We start from the raw sequence: 12,595 nt of genomic DNA, 5'->3' as shown, positions 1-12,595 counted from the left end.
CAGATTAATGCACCGGACAACATAATGAAACGCTTAGTCCCTGTTTTGACTCTTGTTTCACTGGGTTTTTCTTGGGAAGCATTTGCCATTGACTCCATGTATTGCCCTCAGAACCATGGTTACATCAACTTGGGCATGACACCTGAGCAGGTGGTAGCGGCCTGCGGGCAGCCATTAAGTAAACAACAATCCAGAACACCGGTTATGCAGAAAGTTCCCGTTCTTCAGCTGATGTACAATAATCAAGGATCAGCCACTGCATTTTATGGGGTTTGGTCATTGCCGGTCGGGACGAATAGCGGAGCTCAGCTTGAAGTGGATGTCATTAATAATAAAGTGAGTGGCATCCGCCTAAATGGGAACAACACCAATGCTTTCTCCATCTGCAATGGCAACATGGTGCAAGTGGGCGACCCCATTGGTAGTGTTTATGCAGCCTGTGGCAATCCCTCGGTGGTCAATAATACCTACATCAACCAACCCATACAAAGCAATCAAGCTCCAGAGGTGTGGATTTATCAAGCAGATCAATACCAAACGCCATTTAACTTGACATTTGTCAACGGCAAATTACAATCCATCAACTAATTTCAATGCGGTATACATCATGAGCGAAACCATTGATGAGTTAACAATTGCCTATAGTGAAAATGGCAGCGAAACAACGAAAGAATTGGATAAGCATGTTTTGTCCAAAGGAGCTTGGACCACCATCATGTTTCGTTATCAGGATTGGGACAATGCCAAGCAGGAATTTGGCCCTGTTAAATATTCCATTCGCCGTTATCAAAAGCGAAACAATCAATATTGGATGAAATCAAAATTTAACATTTCGAGTGACGAACAGGCTCGTAAAGTTATTGAAGTACTTTCAGATTGGTTAAAAAAAGATCAAGAGTAAACCTGTTCATCTCTTACGTAACCTCTTATTCCGCGGTTCTCCCGCGGAATTCAATTGTGGTAACCCAAATCAATTAACAATAATGAGTTTCCACATATATCAAATGCTTTTATCGGTTAGGCCAAAGAAAACACTGCAAATTTTTCAATCATTTTTGAATGATCTGAAAATTCTTTCTATAATCATCGTTCAATTCTTCTTTGGTGCCATTTAATGAAATCTCGTTCTTTGGCCATTTTGTTAATCATTGCAATTCTGACCTTTTCAGGGCTTGCTTTAATTTTCGTTTCACCCCCTAAAAAATCTCAGAGAACAACTGGGCCAAAGGCGATTACCGTTGAAACAGCTCGTGTAACCCAAAGGGTTCTTGCAGAAGAGTTTGAGACGATAGGCAGTTTGGCCAGCACCGACAGCATTGACATTAGTTCGGAGCTATCCGGGCAGATTTCTGCTATTTATTTCAAACCTGGAGCTTATGTAAAAAAGGGAACTCTACTGATTCAACTGGACGATACAGTTTTAAAAAGTGAACTGGCCAGTGCCAAGTCCAATTTGGTTTTAAGCGAAACCAGTTATCAACGCACCCTTGAATTGGCTAAGAGAAAGCTCGCTTCCGATCAAGCTTTGGACCAAGCTCTGGCCAATTTGCGAGAAAAACAAAATACGATGAAAGCCAAGCAGGCGCAACTTGAAAAATTGAGCCTACGAGCCCCCTTTTCCGGTACATTAGGTTCAAGACAGGTCAGCGTAGGACAATATGTCAAAGTGGGGCAACCGCTGGTTAAGCTGATTGCCAACCAAAAATTGCGAGTTGAGTATACACTGCCTGAACGCTACCTCCCCCGTTTGCAAGAAGGACAACAAGTGATTGTAGAATCGGATGTATTCCCCAATAAAGTCTATAAGGGCATCGTTAATTACATAGACCCTGCTGTGGATAAGGCAACCCGCACAATTGCTGTGGAAGCATTGATAGACAATCCCGAAAATTTATTATCAGCAGGATTGTTTGTCCGGGTGAGCCATGAATTTGCTGAAAAAACCAAACGGCTTTTAGTACCTGAAGAAAGCTTGATTCCCACCATCAATGGCCAAAAAATATTTGTAGTTCGCAATGATAAGGCTGTAGCAGTTCGAGTAAAAACCGGAGCTCACCATCAGGCTATGACTGAAATATGCTCCGGCTTAAAAGCCAATGATGTCATCATTGTTCGAGGACAACACAAACTTCGTGAAGGAAGTCGTGTTGTGGACATTCATCGAGGATAGGGAAACGCTGTGATCTATTCGGAACATTGTATAAAACGCCCTGTTTTCACGATTGTTTTATCATTACTTTTAGTCATTATCGGTTTTCTCCATTACCATAAACTGGTCGTCAGACATCTACCCAATATCGATAAGCCCATTGTTCATATTGCCACCGATTACGATGGCGCAAACCCCGAGCTGGTTGAAAAAGAAATTACCATTCCAATTGAAAACGTACTTTCTGGGGTGGCCGGCATTGATTCCATTCGCTCAATTAGTATGCTTGGTAAAAGTCGCGTTAATATTGATTTCCAGCTTTCGGTCGATATCAATGAAATAATAAGCGATATTCGCAACAAACTATCCACCATTCAAAACAAGTTACCCGTTGGTATTCGTCCACCGATAGTCAGCAAGAACGATGCTGAAGCCAATCCAATCATGGTATTGGGCTTTCATGATGAAAGCAAAACGGCTCTCGAAATAACCGATTACGTCAATCGTTTTATTAAACCTGTGCTGCAAGAAATAAAAGGAGTTGGCGAAGTTGTTGATCACGGAGGGCGAAATTATGCCGTTAAAATTGCACTCGATCCCATTAAAATGGCGGCCTATCAGGTAACCGTTGCGCAAGTTAAACGTGCTTTGTCCCAACAAAATATTGATGTCCCTAGTGGACAGATTAAAAGCAGCAATCGCTTTTATACGGTTGTAACCCGTGCACGCTTACAAGATGCCAAGCATTTTGCCCATTTAGTCATTGCCCAACAGCACAACCAGATAATACATTTAGGTGATGTGGCCAAGGTCAACGTTGGCAGCGAAACGGAAGATAATTTATTAAGAATTAATGGCAAGCCTGCAGTTGGCTTAGCCATACTGGCGCAATCCACAGCCAATCCGATGGAAGTTGCCGTTGAAATTAAGCAGGCTTTGGCGGGGCTCAAATCGAGCTTGCCCCCCCATTTCAATATCCAGGTAATATTTGACTCCACCACCTTTATTGAGCAATCCATTTCAGAAGTTTACAAAAGCTTTTTTGAAGCGATGGTTTTTGTTGGCCTTGTTGTTTTTTTATTTTTAGGCAGTCTTCGTGCCGCCATCATTCCCATTATCACCATTCCAATCTGTCTTATTGCACTCTGCTGGCCCATGTATTTATTAGGCTTTGAATTAAACATCATTACCTTATTGGCTATGGTTTTAGCCATTGGTTTAGTCGTTGACGATGCCATTGTCGTTCTCGAGAATTGTCACAGACACATGCAAAATGGCTTAAGTCCAATGGATGCCGCCTTAAAGGGCAGCCGGGAAATTGTCTTTGTCGTTCTAGCCATGACCATTACTCTGGCCGCGGTGTATGCTCCAATGGGATTTGTATCCGGCTTTACCGGTAAATTGTTTTTTCAATTTGGCACTACCCTAGCACTTTGCGTCCTTATTTCGGGTCTGGTGGCGCTCAGTCTTTCTCCGATGATGTGCGCCAAATTATTAAACAATAATGAAGGGCGATATAGCCAATGGCTAAACCAACGATTTGAACAATTGGCCGGCGTGTATCAGCGCAGTTTAACCATCACCCTCAAACATCCTTTACTGCTGGCATTTACATTATTAACTGCTTGTCTCATTGGCTTTTTTTGCTATAGCCAATTAGGTGCCGAATTAGCACCACTTGAAGACCAAGGCTACATCATTGGTTCGTTGTCTTCCCCAACCAATGCCAGTCTTCAATATACAGATCAATACACGCATGAACTTGAAGCCATTTATGAAAAAGTTCCTGAAAAATCGAATTATCTTGTTTCAGTCAAACCGGCTTCGGCCTTTACCCTTTTAAAATTAAAACCATGGTCGGAGCGCCGGCGCAAGCAAAAAGAAATCAGTGATCAGTTAAGCCGCAAAATGCAAAAACTGACAGGCGTCAATGCTTATCCCTTAAGTCCTAATCCTTTGGGGCAGCGAACTGCGAACAGTCAATTCACTTTAGCTCTTTTGGGTAATACTTCTTACCTAAGGCTTAATGAAATCAGCAACGAAGTAGTCAAGCTATTGGACGATTACCCCAAATTAAGACATATTAAAAACAGTCTTGCTCTAGACAGCGAGCAAATTGAAATTGAAATTAATCGCCAACTTGCTGCGGATTTAGATGTCAATTTAGCTGATGTTGCCGAGCTGCTCTCCACCATGCTTGGAGGGAGTAATCCAGTGAACTTCACCTTCGAAGGACAAGCCTATAAGGTCATTCTTCAGGTGCAACAATCGGAACGGCATGACATAGCTGTTTTAAATAAACTTTATGTGCAAAGCAAACGAGGCAGAATGATTCCTTTGTCTACCTTAATAAGGATCCATAACGGCATTGGGCCAGACAGTCTGCCTCATTTGAATCGAATGCGAAGCGCCAGCATTAGCGCCGATCTGACTCCTGATGCCCATTTAAATGAGGTCATCAAAGACGTTAATAGCCTGCTCCAGGAAAAACTTCCTGACGACATTCAGTACCGTTTTACTGGAGCGGTAAAAGATTATCTTGAGTCTGCAGGAAGCAGCGTCTATGCCTTTTTGCTGGCATTGCTGTTCATATATCTGGTGCTAGCCGCTCAATTTGAAAGCTTTATTGATCCCCTAATTGTCCTTCTCAGCGTCCCGCTTAGCATTGTCGGTGCTTTACTAAGTTTATACATAGCCGGAGAAACCTTATCTCTTTATAGCAACATAGGCATTGTTACTTTGATTGGTTTGGTGAGTAAACACGGTATTATGATTACTGAATTTGCCAATAAACGAATTGAAAGGGGTATAGATAAATTGTCTGCTGTAGTTGAGGCCGCCCATATTCGCCTCCGCCCCATTCTTATGACCACCTTGGCAATGATTTTAGGCGCATTTCCTCTTATGATTGCTTCAGGCCCCGGCAGTGAGAGCCGCCAGCAATTAAGCATTGTCATAGTGGGCGGGATGCTTATTGGCAGTTTATTCTCCCTTTATATCGTTCCTTTTGCTTATTTAGTGATATCCCGGCGAGAAGCAACCGCTCTTAAACCAGCGCAAACGCAACCTCCTGCTGAGGACAGCAAATCCGCTGTAATGGTTCATTAACTGGTTTTATTGAGAACATGACCCATGGGCTCGCATTGTCTGGTATTTTGATGTTCGTTGATGGGCAGTTTAGGATGCCCATATAAACCGTTTTTAGCTGGCAGCTAAGCGCCAGCTGTTTAATTGGCTCCTCACAGCCGCTGATTACGAAAATCATGGTCTCTGCCTATATCCATATCTGGCGAAATGGATGGGAAAAAACCAAAGTGACTCAAAGCGGCACTCCATGAATAGATTCCGTATAACCTTTTTTGCAAATTATTAAACAGTGCACTAGCTACAGCTTCATTTGCTATTTTATCCAGGCAGTAGCAAAGAGCTCGCGGCGTTATAGGCATCAATTGTTGTTGGCACACTGAGATGACTTCTTGTCCACTTGAATCTCTCAAAAGAAAAGCATAGATCTCGTCTTTTTCTTCAGGAAAGTTTGATATTAGATGATGCAGTTTAAGATGCCTGACCAATTCGTCAATATGTTCCAATAACTCATCGATTCCATGTTCTTCGCATTCATGCAAAAAACAGTTGTTGTTTTGATCAAACATCACCTTTGCACCTAGATCATAATATAACCTTGTGGCCAAAGAAAAATTCATTCTTGCAAAGGCCAAATGCAATGCACTTTTATTTTCGAAATTAGTGGCATTTATCTCAGCGCCAGCTTTCATAAGGAGTTCAATACTGGCCGTTAGATGCTGCCTTTCAGGATCAGAGGAGGCTAATAATAAAATGGGGGTGTTTCCTTCGGCATCGCTCACGTTGGGATTGGCGTGGAGTGCCAATAAATGGGCGATAATTTCTGCTAAATCTCCATCTGAAATGCGGTGATGATGTTGACTGGCTATATGACAAATGGCTAAAAGAGGCGTTTCAAAACAATGCTCGTGATAAGCTGAAAACTCCTTTTCAGCGAAGGGTTGCTCCTGATTTTGAGAATTTAAAAAGAGACTGAAATTTGAGCTGGAGATAATGCGTTTAACTGAGTTCATGTCAAAATCATGACTAAACGCAATCAGCTGATACAGTTCTATAATTCCAGCCGGAATTTTGTGTGCATCCATTATTTGCTTCATATACAGTAATGCATAAAACCTTTTCAAATCATTATAAGCTGTTACTCTTAACTAAATCTTAGAGAAATATTTTTTTATAAAAATTGCAATTACCCATTTCACAAGATATTTTGAGTATTACTTCTTGCATCTAAGCACTTCTATTCGAGTTGGCATTGCTTTTGCAAATCATAATGGTTGGCCTCAACTGGATAAGGATCGTCTATGCGCCATTTAATTTTCATCACGCTTTTTTTAGCATCAAGCCTGTGTTTATCTCAAACCAAAGAAATTGCCATTACCATCGATGACCTGCCTCTCGTGGCTGCCAAAATGAATACTCCGGGTAATAAGCAAAGGGCAACAGAACGCTTTGGGAAAATTATCCAAGCTCTCTCTGAGTACAATGTCCCTGCAACCGGATTCGTAATCGGCGGGGCCATAGCCCCAGGTCAAATGGAGTTCCTTGAGGAATTCCGCAAGGCTGGTTTCAGATTAGGTAATCATACTTACTCGCATTACAATTTAAATCAAATGTCAGCCGACAAATACATTGCCGATATAGACCGCGCTGATAAAAAATTGGCCAATGTACTTACTGAGCCAAAGTATTTTCGTTATCCCTATTTAGCTGAGGGGAATAAGGATAAAAAACAAAAAGTTTTGGATTACCTCCATGATCACCACTACGTTGTTGCGCCTGTGACTGTCGACAGTTTGGATTTCAGATTTAATGAACGTCTTTACAAGGTGCCATACCGTCAACGGGAACAATACATCCAACGTGTTAAAGGAGAATATTTGGCCTTTATTTGGAAGCAAACTTTGCGTGCAGAGCAAAGAGCAAAAGGGAAACCGGTTAAACAAATATTATTGATTCATGCCAACATTCTGAATAGCTATTTGTTGGGTGATATTCTCAAGATGTATAAAGATAAAGGTTATCAATTCATCAGCTTGGACGAGGCTTTAAAGAATCCCGCTCCAGCGATAACCTTTCCTCCACCCACTAACACAAACAAGACTGAACAGCAAAACAATGATGATTTGCTTTCTATTTTTTGGGATTGAATATTCAGGTGTTTTTAATAGCCCCTAATCCAATTGGGTTTGCCTTGTTGGGTAACATGGTGAGGCCGAACGGTGTTTGGTTTCATTTGCTCGTGCAGTTTATTCCTTGTGTAAAAATGATCATTCCCTGCCGCAATATACTCTTGCCGATACGCTTGCACGATAATTAAATCAAAGCGGCTATGCCAGTCCCTTAATCCTAATTCAACATGATTGTGCCGCAATAGCGGCACGCATTTTAACAGCAATTAAGCAATCAATAACGATAATGAGATGGCTTGTAAGGACCATCAACTGACACACCGATGTAATCTGCCTGCTCTTGACTCAGGCGAGTTAATTTAGCGCCTATTCTTGCTAAATGCAGGCGAGCGACTTTTTCATCAAGATGTTTGGGGAGGACATAAACTTGCTGCTCGTATTGTTCAGCATTCTGAAACAATTCAATTTGTGCCAGCACCTGATTGGTAAACGATGAGGACATCACGAAGCTGGGATGGCCTGTGGCACAGCCTAGGTTAACGAGCCGGCCTTCAGCAAGAATAATGATGCGTTTGCCATTAGGAAAAATGACATGATCCACCTGAGGCTTGATATTCTCCCATTCGTATTGCCGCAGACTTTGAATATCAATTTCGGAATCAAAATGGCCGATATTGCACAAAATGGCTTGGTTGCGCATGCGAACCATATGATCATGAGTAACCACATGATAGTTACCCGTAGCGGTCACGAGAATATCCACTTGTTCAGCAACATCATCAAGGGTGACAACTCGATAACCTTCCATAGCAGCTTGCAAAGCGCAAATAGGGTCAATTTCACTGATCCAAACAGTGGCCCCTTGCCCTCTTAGAGCCTGAGCACAACCTTTACCAACGTCACCATAGCCTAGGATCAGTGCCACTTTACCTGCAACCATTACGTCCGTTGCACGTTTTAAACCGTCTAAAAGAGATTCCCGGCAACCGTAAAGATTATCAAATTTCGACTTGGTCACGGAGTCGTTAACATTAATGGCAGGGATTTTTAACTCGCCTTTTTTGGCCATTTCATAAAGTCTGGCTACGCCTGTGGTCGTTTCTTCAGAAACTCCTTTTATCTCCAAAAACAATTCCGGATATTTTTGATGAATGAGTTGGGTTAAATCCCCTCCGTCATCCAGGAGAAGATTAGGGGTCCAACCATTAGGCCCATGGATGGTCTGTTCAACGCACCACCAATATTCCTCTTCGGTTTCACCTTTCCAGGCAAAAACAGGAATTCCCTTCGCAGCTATCGCCGCCGCAGCATGATCTTGGGTCGAAAAGATATTACAAGAAGACCAACGTACTTCAGCACCTAAAGCCTGTAGGGTTTCAATCAAAACTGCAGTTTGGATGGTCATATGCAGGCAACCTGCAATTCTCGCACCTTTTAAAGGCTTACTGTTGCCGAACTCTTCACGTAGTGCCATTAAACCTGGCATTTCCGTTTCGGCAATAGCAATCTCTTTTCGTCCCCAGGCAGCTAAAGAAAGATCCGCCACCTTGTAATCATTTTGAAGATTTTGTTTTAAGGCCATATCCACATGTTTCATATCTTATACTCACAATATTTATTATAGGGCTTTAGAGAGGGCCTCTACTTTATCCAGACGCTCCCAAGGGAAATTCTCACGTCCATAGTGGCCGTAACTTGCAGTTTGCCGGTAAATAGGACGAAGTAATTGATGATGGTCAATAATGCCCTGTGGAGTTAAATCGAAATGAGTATTAATTAAATCAATAATCTCTGCATCTGGAAGACGGCCTGTGTTAAAAGTATCAATGCTGATTGAAGTTGGCTCAGCCACACCAATGGCATAAGAAACTTGTATTTCACATTTATCAGCGATCCCTGCAGCCACTATATTTTTAGCAACATGTCGCGCAGCGTAAGCACCGGAACGGTCAACTTTGGAGGGATCCTTGCCAGAGAAGCAGCCGCCCCCATGACGAGCCATCCCGCCGTAGGTATCGACGATGATTTTTCGACCAGTCAGGCCGCAATCACCAAGAGGTCCACCAATGACGAAGCGACCTGTTGGATTAATGTAATAACGGGTGTGGGTTGAAAGCCATTCTTGCGGCAGTACCGTTTTTATAATTTCTTCGCGAACTGCTTCGATGATGTCTTTGTGCTGGATTTCAGGGCTGTGTTGGGTAGAAAACACAACGGTGTCAATGGCGACTGGTTTGCCGTTTTCATATTTGAAAGTCAGCTGACATTTTGCATCCGGTCTGAGCCAGGGCAATTTGCCTTCCTTTCGCAAAGAAGCCTGCTTCTCCATTAAACGATGTGAATAAGCAATCGGGGCAGGCATGTAGACATCCGTTTCACGAGAGGCATAGCCAAACATCAAACCTTGATCCCCTGCACCCAAAAGTTTCCTTTCAGCATTGTCAACACCCTGCGCAATATCAGGGGATTGTTTACCGATGGCGCTTAGAACGGCACATGAAGCATAGTCAAAGCCCATCTCGGAGCTGTTGTAACCAATGTCCTTAATCACATCCCGGACTATTTCCTCCACATCAACCCAAGCCGTGGTGGTTATTTCGCCGCCCACAAGAACCATACCTGTTTTAACAAACGTTTCGCAGGCAACGCGGGCTTTGGCATCCTTCGCTAAAATTGCATCTAAAATTGCATCTGAAATTTGATCAGCTATCTTATCTGGGTGTCCTTCTGCAACTGACTCCGATGTAAAGACGTGAAAATCACTCACACTCATGTCCTCTTTAATTGATTAGATTTCATTAAAGCAATAAATTGCTCAAAAATGGGTTCGATATCATGTGGTCCTGGGCTCGCTTCCGGATGACCCTGGAAGGCTATGGCCGGTTTTTCTGTATGACGGATTCCTTGCAAGCTCTGATCGAATGATGAACGATGCGTAACCTCCAAAGTATCCGGCAAGGACGATTCTTCAATGGTAAATCCATGATTTTGGCTGCTGATGAAAACCCGTTTCTTTCCTGTGGTTTCCACCACTGGATGATTGGCCCCATGGTGACCGAATTTCATCTTAACTGATTTTGCACCACAAGCTAAAGCCAAAATTTGAAAACCCAGGCAAATGCCGAAAATAGGGATGCCTATTTCGAGAAATTGACGAGTGGCTTCGATGGCGTAATCGCAAGCAAGCGGATCCCCTGGACCATTCGATAAAAACACCCCATCTGGATTAAGTGCCATTACCTCTTCTGCCGAAGTTTTTGCAGGAACAATGGTGATGTAGCAACCCTTGTCATATAAAATGCGTAAGATGTTGTGTTTAATGCCATAGTCATAAGCCACCACGTGAAACTGATTGGGTTTAGAACCAGCGCCCCAACTGCCACAACCCTCATGCCAGCGTTCTATAGTTTGTCTTGAAACCTCACAAGCCAAATCCAGTCCTTCCAGTCCAGCAAAGGTCTTAGCCTTGGCCAGGGCTTCTTCTGGTCGGTTTACGTGAGTGCTAATGCAGGCCCCTAAAGCGCCCTGCTCACGTAATTTGATGGTTAATCTGCGGGTGTCAATGCCGGCAATAGCAACCACCGACTGCTTCTTTAGCCATTCAGGCAAAGACATTTGTGCGCGGTAGTTACTTGCATGAAAGGAACACTCCCTCATTACAAGGCCTGCAGCCCAAACCCTGGAGGACTCCATGTCTTCAGGATTACAACCTGTATTGCCGACGTGAGCAGTAGTTAAGGTGATAATCTGTTTGGCATAGGAGGGATCAGTGAGCATTTCTTGATAACCGGTCATGGCGGTGTTAAAAACCAGCTCTCCCACACAGTCGCCATTAGCGCCAACCGATATGCCTTCAAAAACAGTTCCATCCGAGAGAACTAAAATTGCTGGTTTATTGAACATATAAGACTCTCAAGCTGATGACGAATGTAGTTTTTGCAATTCGAGTACACATCGTCTTGCGCGCATGAATTGTACAAAAATACTGAATTGTACAGCAGCTTTATTAAAATTTCATGTCTTCAAAAAACTTTTTTACACCATCGAACCAAGTGCTTGTTCGTGGTGAATGTGTTTTTTTGCTGCTGTCTAAAGATTCTTGCAGTTTCAACAATAAATCTTTCTGTTCCTTGGAGAGGTTAACCGGAGTTTCAACCACCACACGACAAAGTAAATCACCCGTCGCATGACCTCGAACTGACTTCATTCCCTTACCACGTAAACGGAAGGTTTTGCCGGTCTGAGTCTCGGCAGGTATCTTAAGCGTTACCCGACCTTCCAAGGTGGGAACTTCAATTGAACCTCCAAGTGCGGCAGTTATAAAACTGATTGGAACTTCACAATAGAGATCACTGTCGTGACGTTCAAATATTGGATGCGGCTTCACGTTAACCTGAACGTAGAGATCCCCTGAAGGGCCTCCGTGTACGCCTGCCTCACCTTCCCCGCTTAAGCGGACTCGATCGCCATTATCAACGCCCGCAGGAATTTTTACGGTTAATTTTTTGCTTTCGCGCACTCGGCCTTGTCCATGACAGGCTGAACAGGGATCTGTGATAACTTTTCCTTCTCCATGGCAGCTGGGACAAGTTTGTTGAATGGAGAAAAAACCTTGCTGAATACGAACCTGACCAATGCCATTACAAGTTTCACAGTTTTTAGGGGTACTTCCCTTTTTAGCACCGGAACCGTTGCAAACATCGCAACTCACATGCCTTGGAACTGTAATTTCAATTTGCTTACCAACCGCGGCTTCTTCAAGCGTCAACTGCACATTGAATTGTAGGTCGGGACCGCGTTGCGCTCTTGACTGTCGACCATGAGCTCGACCACCTGAGAAAATATTTTCAAATAAATCTTCAAAAACATCGCCAAAACCGCCAAAACCACCGCCAAATCCTTGCCCGCCCATGGAGGGATCAACGCCAGCATGGCCAAAGCGATCATAGGCCGCCCGCTTTTGCGGGTCAGAAAGCACCGCATAGGCGCTTTGAATTTCCTTAAATTTTTCTTCGGCCTCTTTGTCATTAGAGTTACGGTCGGGGTGATATTTCATTGCCAATTTGCGATAGGCTTTTTTGATTTCTGCTTCATCGGCCTGGCGGCTAACACCGAGAAGTTCGTAATAATCCTGCTTTTCCATAACTCTAACACCAATTAATTAACTACTTACATTATACAAGCAAAGAAGAAAGAAAAGTGCCCACAGTGGTAATTTATTTGTAGACACTTT

At 43.2% G+C, this 12,595-nt stretch carries 10 protein-coding genes; 5 read left to right on the top strand and 5 right to left on the bottom strand.

All coding sequences use genetic code 11. The annotated features are described in order from the left end of the window. The first annotated feature begins 24 nt into the window (after positions 1 to 24). The 4 genes from EL203_RS03000 to EL203_RS02985 all read left to right on the top strand — a co-directional run bounded on the left by EL203_RS03000 (position 25) and on the right by EL203_RS02985 (position 5,257). Positions 25 to 588 (top strand): DUF2845 domain-containing protein, encoded by a 564-nt coding sequence (locus EL203_RS03000; RefSeq protein ID WP_058470581.1) that lies wholly within the window; start codon positions 25 to 27, stop codon positions 586 to 588. Between the two features lie 19 nt (positions 589 to 607). Then, positions 608 to 901, top strand: coding sequence for a hypothetical protein (locus tag EL203_RS02995; RefSeq protein ID WP_058470582.1), 294 nt, complete (start codon positions 608 to 610; stop codon positions 899 to 901). Positions 902 to 1,114: 213 nt separating this feature from the next. After that, positions 1,115 to 2,170 carry an efflux RND transporter periplasmic adaptor subunit gene (locus tag EL203_RS02990; protein WP_058470583.1) on the top strand — a complete coding sequence of 352 codons (1,056 nt, stop codon included), beginning with the start codon at positions 1,115 to 1,117 and terminating at the stop codon, positions 2,168 to 2,170. A 9-nt stretch (positions 2,171 to 2,179) separates the two neighbouring features. Next, positions 2,180 to 5,257: an efflux RND transporter permease subunit gene (locus EL203_RS02985; protein WP_058470584.1), complete on the top strand. Its 3,078-nt coding sequence runs from the start codon at positions 2,180 to 2,182 to the stop codon at positions 5,255 to 5,257. Between the two features lie 131 nt (positions 5,258 to 5,388). Here EL203_RS02985 and EL203_RS02980 read toward each other — a convergent pair whose 3' ends face one another. Then, a complete protein-coding gene (locus EL203_RS02980; protein ID WP_126320082.1) occupies positions 5,389 to 6,318 on the bottom strand; it encodes an ankyrin repeat domain-containing protein in 930 nt (309 codons plus the stop codon). A 216-nt stretch (positions 6,319 to 6,534) separates the two neighbouring features. Between EL203_RS02980 and EL203_RS02975 the strand changes: the two genes are divergently transcribed. Continuing rightward, entirely contained in the window at positions 6,535 to 7,380 is an 846-nt protein-coding gene (locus tag EL203_RS02975; RefSeq protein WP_058470586.1) for a polysaccharide deacetylase family protein, read from the top strand. Between the two features lie 256 nt (positions 7,381 to 7,636). On the opposite strand, the gene ahcY is transcribed toward EL203_RS02975, so the two are convergent. The 4 genes from ahcY to dnaJ form a co-directional block, all read right to left on the bottom strand. Further along, entirely contained in the window at positions 7,637 to 8,944 is a 1,308-nt protein-coding gene (ahcY, locus tag EL203_RS02970) for an adenosylhomocysteinase (RefSeq protein WP_197723130.1), read from the bottom strand. A gap of 36 nt (positions 8,945 to 8,980) precedes the next feature. Then, positions 8,981 to 10,135 (bottom strand): methionine adenosyltransferase, encoded by a 1,155-nt coding sequence (gene metK, locus EL203_RS02965; RefSeq protein ID WP_058470589.1) that lies wholly within the window; start codon positions 10,133 to 10,135, stop codon positions 8,981 to 8,983. Next, entirely contained in the window at positions 10,132 to 11,265 is a 1,134-nt protein-coding gene (carA, locus tag EL203_RS02960) for a glutamine-hydrolyzing carbamoyl-phosphate synthase small subunit (protein WP_058470590.1), read from the bottom strand. The genes metK and carA overlap by 4 nt, the downstream gene beginning before the upstream one ends. A 103-nt stretch (positions 11,266 to 11,368) precedes the next feature. Then, entirely contained in the window at positions 11,369 to 12,505 is a 1,137-nt protein-coding gene (gene dnaJ, locus EL203_RS02955; protein WP_058470591.1) for a molecular chaperone DnaJ, read from the bottom strand. Between the last annotated feature and the right edge of the window lie 90 nt (positions 12,506 to 12,595).

The sequence above is a fragment of the Legionella jordanis genome, assembly GCF_900637635.1.
In the GTDB taxonomy this organism is placed as follows: Bacteria; Pseudomonadota; Gammaproteobacteria; order Legionellales; family Legionellaceae; genus Tatlockia; species Tatlockia jordanis.
Note: the sequence above shows the minus strand (reverse complement) of the source record. Positions and strands in the feature narration are given on the sequence as shown.